The organism is Neisseria arctica, assembly GCF_022870905.1.
GTDB lineage: Bacteria > Pseudomonadota > Gammaproteobacteria > Burkholderiales > Neisseriaceae > Neisseria > Neisseria arctica.
Map to the genome: position 1 here is coordinate 2087438 of NZ_CP091510.1, position 14655 is coordinate 2102092.

Below are 14655 nucleotides of genomic sequence, written 5' to 3' on the forward strand. Positions count from 1 at the left end.
TTATGCAAACCAATATGAATAATTCTGTTTACCGCCGCCGACGCTTAATCAGCCGTTTCAATCTGGCTATGTCATGGCTAACCATGGCTTTCGGCCTCTTTTGGCTGGGTTGGATTTTCTATACGCTGTTTTATGAAGGATTCAACGGTTTGGGTACCCATATTTTCACTATGGATACCCCTCCCCCAGGTATGGAAGGCGGTTTGCGCAACGCCATACTCGGCAGTCTGCTGATTACTTTTTTCGGCTTACTGGTAGGTACCCCGGTAGGTATTTTGTGCGGTATTTTTTTGGCCGAATTCGGACAACGCAGCAAACTGGCTGCCGCTACCCGTTTTATGAACGATATTTTGCTCTCCGCACCATCTATCGTTATCGGTCTGTTTATTTACGAACTGGTTGTGGTGCAGCAAGGACATTTCTCGGGCTGGGCCGGTGCGCTGGCTTTATCACTGCTGGTTATCCCTGTAGTAGTGCGCACCACTGAAAACATGCTGAAGCTGGTACCAAACAGCCTGCGCGAAGCCGCCTATGCACTGGGTACACCCAAATGGAAACTGGTCAGCATGGTAACTTTACGCGCCGCTAAAACAGGCGTTTTAACCGGCGTACTACTGGCTTTTGCCCGTATTTCAGGCGAAACTGCTCCGCTGCTGTTTACTGCGCTGAACAATCAGTTCTTCAGCACCAACATGAACCAACCAATTGCCAACCTGCCCAACGTGATCTACCAGTTTGCCATGAGCCCTTACGGTGATTGGCATGAATTGGCATGGGCAGCAGCTTTGCTGATTGCGCTGACGGTTTTAGCCGCCAATATCGGCGCCCGCATTCTTAGCAGCAAAAAACACTGATTCAGGCCGTCTGAACACACATAAAAAAGTAACGACAAATATTCAAAGGAAACCTCTAATGGAAACCAAAATCGCGGTACGCAATTTCAACTTTTATTACGGCTCGTTCCACGCCTTGAAAAATATCAATCTGGACATTCCGGCCAACAAAGTTACCGCTTTCATCGGCCCTTCCGGCTGCGGCAAATCAACCCTGCTGCGTACCTTCAACCGTATGTACGATCTTTATCCCGGTATGAAAGCAGAAGGCGAACTGCTTTTAGACGATAAAAATATCCTAAGCAAAGATATCGACTTAAACCTGCTGCGCGCCAAAGTGGGGATGGTGTTCCAAAAACCGACACCTTTTCCCATGTCGATTTACGACAACGTTACTTTCGGCGTAAAGCTGTATGAAAAGCTGAGTAAAAGCGATATGGATGATCGTGTCGAGTGGGCGTTACGCAAAGCAGCACTGTGGGGCGAAGTAAAAGACAAATTGAAACAAAGCGGCAATTCACTTTCAGGCGGCCAGCAGCAACGCTTATGCATCGCCCGTGCCGTTGCCAGCAAACCCGAAGTGGTACTGTTGGACGAACCGACCTCCGCCCTAGATCCGATCTCAACCGCCCATATCGAAGAACTGGTTACCGAACTGAAAAACGATTACACCATCGCCATTGTTACCCACAATATGCAGCAGGCAGCACGGGTATCGGATTTCACCGCCTATATGTATCTGGGCGAGCTGATCGAAGTCGGCGACACCAAACAAGTATTCACCAAGCCGCAACGCAAAGAAACCGAAGACTACATTACGGGCAAATTCGGTTGATATTACTATTTTGACACCGCATATCGTCTATGCCGTCTGAAAATTTCAGACGGCATTTTTTGATTGTGCCTATTGCCAAAATCAAACATATCAAGCTTATAAACTCCCACCTTCTTTTTATTTTCGGCTGTGGCATATTAAAATGCTAAAATCACCGTTTTGCCCGAAATACCAACTGTGACCGGCATCTTTGCATACACCCGCGATCACAAAACACAACCAGCCAATCTTTCAGACGGCATACTTACCGGTATTTTTAGGGTTGCTTGTCTCATACCATGAAAATATGAGGCCGTGCAAATTAAAACTTTGCGATACCGTACCCGTATTGCTTGATATTGTTTTATCTGTGAAATAGACACATGCCGTCTGAAAAAACTATCCGATATGTATAAAATCATTCCCATCATCCATATACTTTCCAAGCTCGGCGTTTTGTTTTCTTTTATGTTGCTGATACCGACATTCGTATCCTATCTGTATCTGGATGATGCCTTGTCTTCTTTCGGTTATACCGCCCTAGTAACCATCACCGTTTCCACTACCATCTGGCTGCTGACTTTGCAACATAACCGCGAATTGCGTCCGCGCGACGGCTTTACTTTGGTCTTTATGCTGTGGGTAGGGTTTGCAATGATTGCGGCCATGCCCTTTTATCTTTATTTCCCGCACCTGAGTTTCACCGACTCTTTTTTTGAAGCCATGTCGGGGCTGACAACCACAGGTGCGACGGTAATGACCAGCTTGGATACGCTGGCCCCTTCCATCAACTTTTGGCGGCATATGCTCAATTGGCTGGGCGGCATGGGCATTATCGTATTAGCCGTTGCCATTCTGCCTATGCTCGGCGTCGGTGGTACGCAACTTTTCAAAGCGGAAATTCCGGGTATCGACAAAGACAGCAAAATGGCACCGAGAATCTCCCAAACCGCCAAAAAACTATGGATGCTGTATGCCGTGTTTACAATTGCCGCGTTATTAGGGTTGCACTGGGCCGGCATGAGCTGGTTCGATGCGGTGTGCCATGCGATGGCGGCCGTTTCCCTCGGCGGTTTTTCCACCCACGACAACAGTATCGCCTATTTCAATTCTGTAGCCGTAGAAGCCGTATTAGTCGCCGCCACCATATTCGGTGCCATCAGTTTCGCTAGCCATTTCACCGTATTGCGCGAACGCTCACCTCTTCCTTATTGGCGGGACGAAGAATGCCGCACCATGCTCGGTGTTTTACTGGTCAGTATTATCGTGATGAGCGTCTACCTATGGCAAAACCAATTTTATTCTTCTTTTGAAGAAGCATTGCGCTTTGTCGGCTTCAATTTTGTTTCCATCGGGTTGGCCAGCGGTTTTACCAATACCGATTTCAACCAGTGGCCGCTACTGGTTTCATTATGGATGTTTTTCTTAGCCAACGTACTGGCCAGTTCCGGCTCGACCGGTGGCGGTATCAAAAACGTACGGGCTCTGGTGTTGGCAAAGTTCAGCTTGCGCGAAATCACTTTCCTGCTGCATCCGCGCGCAGTATCCAACGTTAAAGTAAACGGGCGCAGTATCCCCGAACGCACCGCCCTGACCATTTTGGCCTTCATTTTCATTTACTTCATGACCATCGTTTTATTCACCTTTCTAATGATGGCTTCAGGCTTGGATTTTATGTCCGCTTTTACGGCTATGGTCGCGTGCATTACCAACGCCGGCCCAGGTTTGGGCAGTATCGGCCCGGCTTCCAACTATGCCGGCTTAAACGATATACAAAAATGGTTGTGCGCCGTCGTGATGATGCTAGGACGATTAGAAATTTTCACCGTCCTGATTCTTTTCACGCCCGCTTATTGGAAAAAATAAAAAGATACCGCCTGGGCGGCTGCATAATGTAAATCTTTGTAGCAGACGGCAAAACCGCCCGGCAAATCGCTTAGAATCGGGGCTTGGGTCTTCTTCGATGCGGCCGGCCCTCTCAGCCCGTTTACAAACGGCCTCCTGTTTTTTATAAGCTGCCGGCCGCACCATATCCCTCAATTCCAAAACACAATACAAAAACGACAAAGGCCATAAAATGACCGTATCACGCCATTTCAAACTCACGCTAATGACTTCTGCCGTGTTGGTTCTGGCAGCCTGCTCTTCACCGGAACAACCGCTGGAGCCGATTAACCGCGGCGAACATGCAAGCGGCGGCGTTTCCCTTCCGCGCACCCAAGCTACCGAATCACCCTCAAAAATATTGAGTGATTACAACCTTTACCGTAGCACGCTTGACGCTATCAAGCGCGATGACGATATTCTGCCCGCACAGTTTTTAAGCCAAATAGGCGATAGTGCCATGGCTGAAAACGTACGCAACGAATGGCTGAAAAGTTTGGTCAAACGCGGCCAGTGGTCGCAGTTTGACCAACAATACGCCCGATTGGAAGCAGACGGCCGCTCTCAAGAAGTAGAATGCTATGCCGCCTACCGCAGCGGCCAATATGGCAAGTTGGCTGCCGATTTGGTGAAGGAGTTGGGCCGTTTGCCGCAAGGCTGTACCACATTAATAGAAACCGCAGCAGCATCCGGGAACCTAAACCAAGCAGACGCTTGGCGTCGCGTACGCGGTTTAATCAGCAACAACCAGCTTACTGATGCGCGTAATCTTGCCGCTGCTCTAGGCAGCCCCGTTGATGCCGGCGGCGTAGGCGCTCAAGAATACAGTCTTAATACCATCATCGGCCGCAACGCAAAATCCACACCCGATGCAGCCAACCGCCTGCAAACGCAAAGCGGCGCCTACACCCGCGAACAATCAGGATTCGCTTGGGGTGTGTTAGGGCATGCCCAAGCACTCAGCCAAAACATGGAAACTGCACTGAGCTACTATAGCCAAGCCGACCGCTCACAACTTTCCGAAGACCAGTTCGAGTGGTATGCCCGTGCCGCTCTGCGTTTGCAACGTTGGAACGAATTGGCCGATATTATCCAAAGCATGCCGGCTTCTTTAAAAAACAAGCCCGACTGGCAATATTGGCTAGGACGCGCTTATGCTGCCCGCGGCGATCAAAACCGTGCCCGCAACCTGTATGAGCAAGCAGCAAAAAGCGGCCGTAATTTCTATGCGGTACTGGCTACCGAAGAACTCGGCCGCCGCATCAATACCCGCAACAATGTCGGCGAAGCATCCAAGCGCGATATCGATACCTTGGCACGCAACGGCACTGTCGACCGCGCACTCACCCTGTTCCGCGCCAGCCAAAATAGCGGTGATTGGACCATGCGCCGCCAAGCACAAGCGGAATGGCGTTATGCTACCCGCGGAGTAAATGAAGATACCTTATTAGCCGCTGCCCAATTGGCACACGATAATGAGTTTTACGAAATGGCGATTAATAGCGCCGAACGCACTGACCACAAGCTGAATTACAACTTGCGCTACATTTCTCCCTTCCGCAGCATCACCGAACCTTACGCTTTGCAGGCCGGCGTTGACCCGGCATGGGTATATGGCTTAATCCGCCAAGAAAGCCGCTTTATGATCGGAGCGCGTTCCAATGTGGGCGCAACCGGCCTAATGCAGGTGATGCCTGCCACCGCGCGTGACATCGCCTCAAAAATCGGTATCAGCGCCGATGAGCTACACACTATGGACGGTAATATCCGCATGGGCACTTGGTATCTCGGCGATGCCAAACGCCGCCTCAGCAATGATGAAGTGATGGCTACCGCAGGTTACAACGCCGGCCCGGCACGCGCGCGCCGCTGGCAGGCTTCCGTACCGTTGGAAGGTGCCATTTATGCCGAAACGATTCCTTTCAACGAAACCCGCGACTATGTGAAAAAAGTCATGACCAACGCCACTTATTATGCTTCGTTGTTCAATGAACCCCAAACTTCACTAAAGCAACGCATGGGTACGGTACCAGCCCGTTAATCAACAAAAAAGCTTTTTCCGATTATTGTTGATAACCCTCACACCTTTTGATAAAGGCCGTCTGAAACTTTCAGACGGCCTTTGGCATTACATTAGGTACGATACTGTATATGGTTCGCTTATTTCATCTGGCGCGGTTTTTTAGGGCTATCGTTTCTGATACGCACATATGTGGCGAAACGCGGCGTGCCTGTTTTGGTAAACCCCCGATAACGGTAAGTAACCAAACTGCCGACAGGAGGCGGATTCTGGCGGTCTGCATCTGTAAAGCCGCTACCGATTCTAAATTCGCCAAGATGGTTTTTACAGCCAAGGGCACCCAGCATCCCCGCATATTTGCCTCGGCCTTCATGGTGACGGGTAACGGTACATTCCGCATCATGTGCGGATTTTAGTTTGAGTAGGTTACTACTGCGTCCGCCTTGGTAAGGCAGATTGGGATTTCGCAACATCACACCTTCACCGCCAAGCGATTCGACTTCTTTTAAATAGGCTTGGGCATGAGCGTTATTGCGAACAGGAATTTGACGAATCACTACAATCGGTGCCTTCGGGTTTCGATCAAGCCAACGTTGCAGCACTGCCAACCGCTGATAAAGATTACCCTCCGCTTTGGGTACATCAAATACATGAAGTTTGATATCGTGCCAATCTGCATGTGCGGAGCGCACGGTCGCCGAAATCTGCTCAAAACGCTCGCGGCCGCTGTAAAGTTCGCCATCCAGCGGGTAAGGAGGAAAATGACGGGTAAAACCTGTCGGCGGAGAAAAAGAATAACCTCCCCTGCTGATAAGACGTTTGCCATCCCAATAAGCACGCACGCCGTCAAGCTTTTCACTCATTGCCCAACCTTGTACATTCTGCCCTTTGAATTCTTGTGCCAACAGCAAATTGGGGGAAGGTCCCAAGGGAAAACAGATGAAAGCCAAAGCATAAGCAGGTAAGATATAACGCACTATTTATCCCCTTAAATAATAATATAAGTAATTATTCTAATATAAACCAATTGAAAATGTAATATGCATAATCGATTGGAATTATCTCATCGGTCTAAAACACAAAAGGCTGTCTGAAAATATAAGAATTTAAAGGAATCAACACTATGTCGTTACAGATAGAAATCATGCCGGTTACCCCATTCAGGCAAAATTGCTGTTTGATTTGGGATGATGAAACCAAAGAGGCGGTATTAACCGACGTTGGCGGAGACGTACCGTTCATACGGGAAAAAATTGCCAAACGCGGATTGGATTTACGTGCGATTTGGCTAACCCACGGACATCTTGACCATGCGGGCGGTGTAGTGGCTTTTTTGCAAGAACATGAAGTACCGGTACTGGGGCCGCATCAAGACGATTTGTTTTTGTTGGAACAACTGCCCCAACGCACGGCCGAATTCGGCTTTCCTGTTTCGCCTTCATTCACTCCGACTCGCTGGTTGAGCGAAGGCGAAATATTAAAAGTAGGTGCATATTGTTTCACCGTACTGCATGTTCCCGGCCATACACCCGGTCATGTTGTTTTTTACTGCGAGCAAGCCGGCCTGCTGATAGCCGGAGACGTGTTGTTTTATGAAAGCATAGGCAGAACCGATTTTCCTCGCGGCAACCATACGGATCTCATTACCAATATCCGTGAAAAACTATTTGTCTTACCGGAAAACACCAACGTCATCCCCGGACACGGAAGAACAACTACTATCGGACATGAAAAACGACACAATCCGTATTTATAAGTATGCAAACTGTAAAAAAAAATTAAGTTTACCTTTCATCTACTATACAACCGATGCGCTGATATAGTATGCAAGTTGTACATGTGTGTACAAAGCCTGCCAAAGCAGGCTGTTTGAAAATAGTAAAAAAAATAATTTAAGGAGCAAGTATGTCTCTCGATTTGGGTAATTTGTTGCAAAGCCAATTAGGTAATGTATTAAGTCAATTTTTAGGCAACAACGGCGAAGCCGCCGACAGCAGCAGCAAAGCCGCAAGCTTAGCGATTCCCGCCATCGTAGCCGGTTTGATTAAAAATATCAGCGGCAACCCTTCCAATGCCTCCGGCTTGTTCGACCTGATTAAAGGCGATGCTGGCAAACAACTCACCGGAGCGGTTTCCCAAGCAGCCGAAGGTAGTAATCTCGGCTCACTGATTGACTTGGGCAAAAGCCTGCTGCCCAACCTTTTAGGCGGCAATGCTGCCGATGTGGCAGATCAGATTTCTCAAGAAAGCGGCGTATCAAAAGCCTCTGCAGGCTCGCTTCTTTCTTTGGCACTACCTTTGGTATTATCCGCACTACGCGGCCACGTTCAAACCAACGGTTTAAATTCAAACCAAATTTTAGGCTTACTCGGCCAACAGCAAGGCTGGTTGTCTCAAGCATTAAGCAGCAACATGCTGTCTGCTTTGGGAATCAGCAGCCTGAGCGGTTTGTTCGGCGGCTTATCCAATATGGCCGGAAGCTTGGGCGGCATCAGTGCTGCTGCAACCGCAACCACTGCGGCGGCAGCTAAAAGTTCCGGTATCGGCAAATGGATTATCTTGGGCATAGCAGCAGTTTTAGCCGCATTTGCCCTGAAAAATTGCAGTGCCAATAACGAACAGCCCTCTGCGCCGACAACTCTGCCGGCAGCCTCTGAAGCAGCTGCTTCAAGCGCATCAGAAGCTCCTGCCGCTTCTGAGCCGGCTGTTGCATCAGAGCCCGTTACCGCTGCTCCTATTGCAGACCATGCACGCGTTACTTATGAAGAAGGCGTAGCTAAGTTCTTCTTTGCTACCGGCAAAACTGATATCGCAGAAGGGGCCGAAACCATCGTAGCTGATGTTATCAATGCCGGTAAAGAAGGCAAAAAACTGGTTATTAGTGGCTTTGCCGATAGCACTGGTGATGCCGCCGCTAATGAAGAATTGTCGAAAAACCGTGCCGCTGCAGTCAAAGCTTTCTTTGAAGCCCAAGGTGTAAGTGCCGATAAGATTGAGCTGCGTAAACCTGAAAATACAACCGGTGCGATTGGCAATGATGTAGAAGGCCGTCGCGTAGAAGTAACGGTAGAAGGTTAATAAAAAAGTCTGAAAAACCGACTGCATATATGCAGTCGGTTTTTTTTATTTATTTTTGATAAGGTTTTTTAAACAACAGACTAGGGCGGCTGACGTAAAAAATGAATTCGATATCTCGGCTGTTAACCTCATCAAAAAACCACATCATCCGCCAAATCCGGTTTTCAAACTTATTTTTAATTTTAGCTTGAACAACTCACACAAATTCCACCGGCCCAATCCGGCGGCAACTCGGCAAAATCGGCAAATTCTTTTTGCTCAGTGAACGGATGGCGCATGCAACGGTATAACCGTTCGATTTCACGAAAATCACCATTTTTTGCCTGCACTATCGCCTGCTCCAATAAATAATTCCGCAATACATACAATGGATTCACAGCATCCATTTGCACTTTACGCACTTTCGGCTCACTGTTTTCCGCACGCAACCGCCCCCGATAACGCCCTATCCAAGCAATAAACGATTCGGTCGAGCCGTGAAACAACTCCATTAACCCGGCCGGCAACGGCTCTCCATGCACATTGCCTACATCTGCCAAACGGCGGAAATAAAGTGTGAAATCAACTTTACGGCTCTGTAAGGCATTAAACATATCCGATACCAGCTCTTCATCACCTTTTTGCTCTGTTTGCAAGCCGAGTTTAGCGCGCATTCTTTTCAAATAAGCGGCACGGTATATATCGGGGAAATGTTCCAATTCGTCTATCAATGCACTTTCCGACACCAACGGTAACAGGCATGAAGCCAAACGCGACAAGTTCCAATGTACTACATAAGGCTGCTCGTTGTAGGCGTAACGCCCGCTATGATCGGAATGGTTGCAGATATGACGACGGTCATAAGCATCTAAAAAGCCAAACGGCCCGTAATCAATAGTCAACCCTAAAGCCGACATATTATCGGTATTCAATACGCCATGACAAAACCCCACACTTTGCCAAGCTGCTACCAATTCAGCGGTTCGACGGCTGATTATTTGGAACAAGGCGAAATAAGGATTATCTGCTTCACGGCATTCCGGGAAGTGGTTATCAATCAGAAAATCAGCCAAAGGTTGCAGGTTTTCATGGCGGCCGCTGTGATACATATATTCGAAATGACCAAAGCGGATAAAACTGGGAGCCACACGCGTCACCACGGCTGCGGTTTCCTCCTCTTCACGGTACACGGGGTCGGGGCTGCCAATGAGTGCAAGAGCGCGCGTTGTGGGAATACCCAAACCGTGCATGGCTTCAGAACACAAATATTCACGGATTGACGACCGTAAAACCGCCCTACCGTCTGCAAAGCGGGAATATGGTGTTCTCCCGGCGCCTTTGAGCTGCCACTCCCAACGTTTGCCGCTCCCATCTATCCAGTCGCCCAGCAACATGGCGCGGCCGTCTCCCAATTGACGCACATAAACACCAAACTGGTGGCCGCTGTATACAGAAGCCAAAGGAACTGGCCGGTAAACATCCGCACTACCGCTTAAATATGCCAACATGCCGTCTGAAAACATTTCAGACGGCATGTTGATTTCCTCTGCCAAGCCCTCATTACGGGCAATCCAATAGGGCGAGGTCAACAGTTCGGAGCGGACACGGGTATAGAAACCCGAAGGCAAGCGGGCAAACTCAGGTTCTTGTAAAAACGGCATATGGGAAAGCATATGGTTTCCTGTGCGCAAATATCACCGGTAAAAGACAGCAAAATGCAGCCCCAATCCAAGCGAAGTGATCATAAATAGGTATGCTCATCAGCTTAGCACAACTTACTGCCGCCTACCGAAAAAACAGACAAATTATCCGAACCACTAAAACAAGAGTTTGATGCAAATATAGCGAACTCTTTTATGCCCTCCCCAACACCATGGCATCACCGTAGCTGAAAAAGCGGTACTCCTGCTCAATCGCATGGCGATACACATTACGGATATGCTCCGTTCCTGAAAATGCGCTCACCAACATCAATAAGGTCGACTTAGGAAGATGAAAATTGGTTACCAAACAATCTACGACATTAAAACGGTAACCGGGCGTGATAAAAATATCGGTATCGCCCCGCCCGGCCTGTAAACAGCCTGTCGCTCTGGCGGCAGATTCAAGGGCACGCATAGAAGTCGTTCCTACCGCCCACACCCTCTTTCCTGCCGCTTTGGCAGCCTCTATCGCAGCCACCGTTTCAGACGGCACTTCAAACCACTCGCTGTGCATTTTATGTTCAGCTATGTTTTCGACCCGAACCGGCTGAAATGTACCCGCCCCTACATGCAGCGTAACTTCTCCAATATTCACGCCTTTGTTCTTCAATCCATCTAATAAAGCCTCAGTAAAATGCAGGCCTGCAGTCGGTGCGGCAACCGCACCCTGATATTTGGCATAAACCGTTTGATAACGGCTGTCGTCATTATCATCGGCTGCCCGCTCAATATAGGGAGGTAGCGGCAAACGGCCGTTTTTCTCCAAAAGCTCGTAAATATCTGCATCACCATCAAAGCGCAAACAAAACAATTCTCCCTCTCGAGCCAGCATAGTGGCGGTAATTCCACCTTCAAACTGCAACTCCGTACCCGGCTTAGGCGATTTTGAAGAGCGGATATGGGCCAAAGCCGTGTGCCCGTCTATCACCCGCTCAACCAGAGCCTCGATTTTACCGCCGCTGGCTTTTTGCCCGAACAGACGCGCTTTCATCACCTTGGTGTTATTAAATACCAAAACATCCCCAGCCGATACCAAAGATGCCAGATCTGCAAAACGCAAGTCTCTCAGAGGTTGCCCGGGAAAAGCCTCCAACAAGCGGCTGCTGCCGCGCACCTCCGGCGGATGCTGGGCAATCAGGGCATCGGGCAAATCGAAGTCGAAATCATTGATATGCATGGATGAACCGTTTTATCAGAAAATAAATTAGATAATTATAGCGGAATTTAAACAATACACCGAATCACTACATTTATCCCAACCGACAACCGGATAGCCGCCAAAAGCCTTTAGAATAAAAGCTCTTAACGTTTCCGTCATATTTTACACACTCTCGACAACCGTCATTTTATCGACCAAAACTCCCTTTTTTTGACAATTTACTGGACATTTAACGGTAAGTTAGCGAAAATGCCGCATCAGAATACACATAAAAACTCATCTGCTACTCAGAGGATTTCTTAAAAGCACTCCGCTCGGACAGCCAAGCTGCCGCCCACGGACCTGCTATATATCACGACCCAAGCGCCCAGACGCTTCCGTCTTTTTCAAAGGATCACAACATGGACTTACGCAAACTGAAAAAACTGATCGATTTGGTGGAAGAATCAGGTATTGCCGAAATCGAAGTTACCGAAGGTGAAGAAAAAGTACGCATCACCCGCTCTTTAGCCGCCCAACAGCCCGTTTACGCTGCTCCTGCGCCCGTACAGGCCGCCCCGGTAGCCGTTTCTGTACCTGCCGTACCCGCCGCGACTGCCTCATCAGCTGCTCCTGCCGCCGATTTGAGTGCAGCACAAAAATCACCGATGGTCGGCACTTTCTATCGCGCTCCAAGCCCAACGTCACCCGCTTTTGTTGAAGTAGGACAAAGCGTGAAAGCCGGCGACACCTTGTGCATCATCGAAGCCATGAAACTGATGAACGAAATCGAAGCCGAAAAATCCGGCGTTATCAAAGAAATTTTGGTGGAAAACGGTCAACCCGTGGAATACGGCGAACCGCTGTTCATCATCGAATAACCACCTTTCAGACGGCCTATGCCCGGAATAATCCGTACATTGAAAGGCCGTCTGAAAAACTGTTCGGAACCTTTTCTGAAAAGAAACCGCTATGTTGAAAAAAGTTTTGATTGCCAACCGTGGCGAAATCGCCTTACGCGTATTGCGTGCGTGCCGCGAGATGGGCATCGCCACCGTGGCCGTGCATTCCGAAGCCGATAAAGACAGCCTGCATGTCAAACTGGCCGATGAATCAGTATGTATCGGCCCTGCACCCTCACCGCAAAGCTATCTGAATATTCCCGCTCTGATTTCCGCCGCAGAAGTTACCGGCGCGGATGCCATCCACCCGGGTTATGGCTTTTTGGCTGAGAATGCCAGCTTTGCCGAACAAGTTGAAGAATCCGGCTTTGTCTTCATCGGCCCCCGTGCCGACACCATTCGTTTGATGGGCGATAAAGTTTCGGCCAAACATGCCATGATTGAAGCCGGCGTGCCTTGCGTCCCCGGTTCGGATGGTGCTTTGCCCGACAACGATGCAGAAATCCTAAAAATCGCTGATAAAGTCGGCTTTCCCGTCATTATCAAAGCCTCGGGCGGCGGTGGCGGCCGCGGTATGCGTGTTGTCGAAAAGAAAGAAGATCTGCTCAAATCGGTTGAGATGACAAAAACCGAAGCTGGCGCTGCCTTTGGCAACCCCATGGTTTATATGGAACGCTACCTGCAAAAGCCCCGCCACGTTGAAATTCAAGTGCTGGCCGACGAACACGGCAATGCCATCTATTTGGGTGAGCGTGACTGCTCAATGCAACGCCGCCACCAAAAAGTAATCGAAGAAGCTCCTGCTCCGGGTATCACCCAAGCAGAACGCGAAAAAATCGGCGAAGCCTGCGTAGCCGCTTGTAAGCGCATCGGCTACCGCGGTGCGGGTACTTTCGAATTTCTGTATGAAGACGGCGAGTTTTTCTTTATCGAGATGAACACCCGCGTACAGGTAGAGCATCCGGTAACCGAGCTAATCAGCGGCGTAGACATTGTGCAAGAGCAAATCCGCGTTGCCAGCGGCCTGCCCCTACAATACACACAAAGCGACATCGTATTGGAAGGTCATGCTTTCGAATGCCGTATTAATGCCGAAGATCCCTATAACTTCATCCCGAGTCCTGGCTTAATCGAAAGCTGCCATCTGCCCGGCGGCCTTGGTGTCCGTGTTGACAGTCATATCTATCAAGGCTACCGTATCCCGCCGAATTATGACAGCCTAATTGGAAAGATCTGTGTACATGGCAAAACCCGTGAGCAAGCAATGGCTAAAATGCGTGTTGCTATGGCGGAACTGGCCATTACGGGCATTAAAACCAATGCTGCCTTACATCGTGATCTTTTTGCCGATCCCGGCTTTCAAAAAGGCGGTGTAAGCATCCACTATTTGGAAAAATGGTTGGAAGCGCGTGCAGCGAAACTTGCTGAAAAAGCATAAGCTTTTTTAACATCGATAATAAATACCGTCTGAATTTTATTTCAGACGGTATTTCCATATACAGAAGTAGGTTCGTCAAGCGGCAGCCCACAAAGCAAGCAGCAGGATAAAATCAACACGAATCAAACCTGCACCAATTCAATCAAACCTTCAAGATATTGGAACTATATCCGGCGACTCTTCCACCATGCACCCCATACCAGCAGCAACACAAAAGCAAAATACAATATGCTCCATACCGGTAACGGAACACCTAAAAAGTAATCAGGTACGGCACAATCTCCAAAACCACGTACAACCGGTTCCCAAATATCGAATAAAGGCCAATCACGTAAACGGAACGTCCACGGTGCACCGCAAGCAGGAGCAGTACCCGGCGGGAGGCTTTGCAGCCACATCTGATAAACAGCTACACCAGCCCCATATACCGCCGGAATACTTACAAATAATGCACTCAATGTACGCGCCATCGGTTTGCGTTGTGCAGAACAGGCCGCCAATAAAGTAACTATGCCGACAGCCAGCACAGATACGCGCTGCAAAATGCATAGTACACACGGATTCAAGCCGAGTACATATTGGGAAAAAAATGATCCTACAGCCGTTAACAACGAAAGTAAAACGATCCCCCAAAGGGTTTTACGAAATATATTCATAGGAACTCAAAGCAAAATAGATAATATCTGATCAAACAAAAGCCATCTGAAATGATACGAATAAGAATTCTTTCCAGTATAAATCGGTTAACGATATCCAAGCTAGCGATTTTACAGCAACATACAACTACCTTGCCTACTGCCAACCACCCCACTTTTACCCGAGCGATATAAAACAGAAAAACCACACATTATCAAATCCCTATAGAA

At 48.8% G+C, this 14655-nt stretch carries 12 protein-coding genes; 8 read left to right on the plus strand and 4 right to left on the minus strand.

The window, feature by feature from the left end; translation table 11 throughout:
* Positions 1-2 precede the first annotated feature (2 nt).
* From pstA to LVJ86_RS09640, 4 genes are all read left to right on the plus strand, one after another.
* Positions 3-854 (plus strand): phosphate ABC transporter permease PstA, encoded by an 852-nt coding sequence (gene pstA / locus LVJ86_RS09625; protein ID WP_047760923.1) that lies wholly within the window; start codon positions 3-5, stop codon positions 852-854.
* A 58-nt stretch (positions 855-912) separates the two neighbouring features.
* Complete coding sequence (gene pstB / locus LVJ86_RS09630; protein ID WP_047760924.1) at positions 913-1668, plus strand: phosphate ABC transporter ATP-binding protein PstB; 756 nt, start codon at positions 913-915, stop codon at positions 1666-1668.
* A 387-nt stretch (positions 1669-2055) separates the two neighbouring features.
* The gene (locus LVJ86_RS09635; protein WP_047760925.1) at positions 2056-3513 is read left to right on the plus strand and encodes a TrkH family potassium uptake protein; all 1458 of its coding nucleotides are present in this window, start codon (positions 2056-2058) and stop codon (positions 3511-3513) included.
* Positions 3514-3724: 211 nt separating this feature from the next.
* Positions 3725-5572, plus strand: a complete 1848-nt coding sequence (locus LVJ86_RS09640) for a lytic transglycosylase domain-containing protein (RefSeq protein WP_047760926.1) — start codon at positions 3725-3727, stop codon at positions 5570-5572.
* 119 nt (positions 5573-5691) lie between these two features.
* On the opposite strand, the gene LVJ86_RS09645 is transcribed toward LVJ86_RS09640, so the two are convergent.
* Positions 5692-6531, minus strand: a complete 840-nt coding sequence (locus LVJ86_RS09645; protein WP_414629257.1) for a DNA ligase — start codon at positions 6529-6531, stop codon at positions 5692-5694.
* 143 nt (positions 6532-6674) lie between these two features.
* On the opposite strand from LVJ86_RS09645, the gene LVJ86_RS09650 reads away from it, so the two are divergent.
* Together LVJ86_RS09650 and LVJ86_RS09655 are read left to right on the plus strand one after the other, a co-directional pair.
* Positions 6675-7307 carry an MBL fold metallo-hydrolase gene (locus tag LVJ86_RS09650; RefSeq protein WP_047760928.1) on the plus strand — a complete coding sequence of 211 codons (633 nt, stop codon included), beginning with the start codon at positions 6675-6677 and terminating at the stop codon, positions 7305-7307.
* Positions 7308-7456: 149 nt separating this feature from the next.
* Positions 7457-8629: an OmpA family protein gene (locus tag LVJ86_RS09655; protein WP_047760929.1), complete on the plus strand. Its 1173-nt coding sequence runs from the start codon at positions 7457-7459 to the stop codon at positions 8627-8629.
* A gap of 182 nt (positions 8630-8811) precedes the next feature.
* Here the strand turns inward: LVJ86_RS09655 and LVJ86_RS09660 are convergent, their stop codons facing one another.
* Both LVJ86_RS09660 and queA read right to left on the minus strand, forming a co-directional pair.
* Positions 8812-10281 carry a protein adenylyltransferase SelO gene (locus LVJ86_RS09660; protein ID WP_047760930.1) on the minus strand — a complete coding sequence of 490 codons (1470 nt, stop codon included), beginning with the start codon at positions 10279-10281 and terminating at the stop codon, positions 8812-8814.
* Positions 10282-10462: 181 nt separating this feature from the next.
* Positions 10463-11488 carry a tRNA preQ1(34) S-adenosylmethionine ribosyltransferase-isomerase QueA gene (gene queA / locus LVJ86_RS09665; protein WP_047760931.1) on the minus strand — a complete coding sequence of 342 codons (1026 nt, stop codon included), beginning with the start codon at positions 11486-11488 and terminating at the stop codon, positions 10463-10465.
* Positions 11489-11871: 383 nt separating this feature from the next.
* Between queA and accB the strand changes: the two genes are divergently transcribed.
* Together accB and accC are read left to right on the plus strand one after the other, a co-directional pair.
* Complete coding sequence (accB, locus tag LVJ86_RS09670) at positions 11872-12330, plus strand: acetyl-CoA carboxylase biotin carboxyl carrier protein (RefSeq protein ID WP_047760932.1); 459 nt, start codon at positions 11872-11874, stop codon at positions 12328-12330.
* 91 nt (positions 12331-12421) lie between these two features.
* Entirely contained in the window at positions 12422-13789 is a 1368-nt protein-coding gene (gene accC / locus LVJ86_RS09675) for an acetyl-CoA carboxylase biotin carboxylase subunit (protein WP_047760933.1), read from the plus strand.
* A 164-nt stretch (positions 13790-13953) separates the two neighbouring features.
* Here the strand turns inward: accC and LVJ86_RS09680 are convergent, their stop codons facing one another.
* Entirely contained in the window at positions 13954-14445 is a 492-nt protein-coding gene (locus tag LVJ86_RS09680; protein WP_047760934.1) for a disulfide bond formation protein B, read from the minus strand.
* Positions 14446-14655: the final 210 nt, after the last annotated feature.

Excerpts from the sequence above, each read along its gene's own strand:
- accB (WP_047760932.1), top strand. The coding sequence starts at position 11,872 with ATGGACTTACGCAAACTGAAAAAACTGATCGATTTGGTGGAAGAATCA.
- LVJ86_RS09650 (WP_047760928.1), top strand. The coding sequence starts at position 6,675 with ATGTCGTTACAGATAGAAATCATGCCGGTTACCCCATTCAGGCAAAAT.
- LVJ86_RS09660 (WP_047760930.1), bottom strand. The coding sequence starts at position 10,281 with ATGCTTTCCCATATGCCGTTTTTACAAGAACCTGAGTTTGCCCGCTTG.
- pstA (WP_047760923.1), top strand. The coding sequence starts at position 3 with ATGCAAACCAATATGAATAATTCTGTTTACCGCCGCCGACGCTTAATC.
- LVJ86_RS09680 (WP_047760934.1), bottom strand. The coding sequence starts at position 14,445 with ATGAATATATTTCGTAAAACCCTTTGGGGGATCGTTTTACTTTCGTTG.
- accC (WP_047760933.1), top strand. The coding sequence starts at position 12,422 with ATGTTGAAAAAAGTTTTGATTGCCAACCGTGGCGAAATCGCCTTACGC.
- LVJ86_RS09655 (WP_047760929.1), top strand. The coding sequence starts at position 7,457 with ATGTCTCTCGATTTGGGTAATTTGTTGCAAAGCCAATTAGGTAATGTA.
- queA (WP_047760931.1), bottom strand. The coding sequence starts at position 11,488 with ATGCATATCAATGATTTCGACTTCGATTTGCCCGATGCCCTGATTGCC.
- LVJ86_RS09640 (WP_047760926.1), top strand. The coding sequence starts at position 3,725 with ATGACCGTATCACGCCATTTCAAACTCACGCTAATGACTTCTGCCGTG.
- pstB (WP_047760924.1), top strand. The coding sequence starts at position 913 with ATGGAAACCAAAATCGCGGTACGCAATTTCAACTTTTATTACGGCTCG.
- LVJ86_RS09635 (WP_047760925.1), top strand. The coding sequence starts at position 2,056 with ATGTATAAAATCATTCCCATCATCCATATACTTTCCAAGCTCGGCGTT.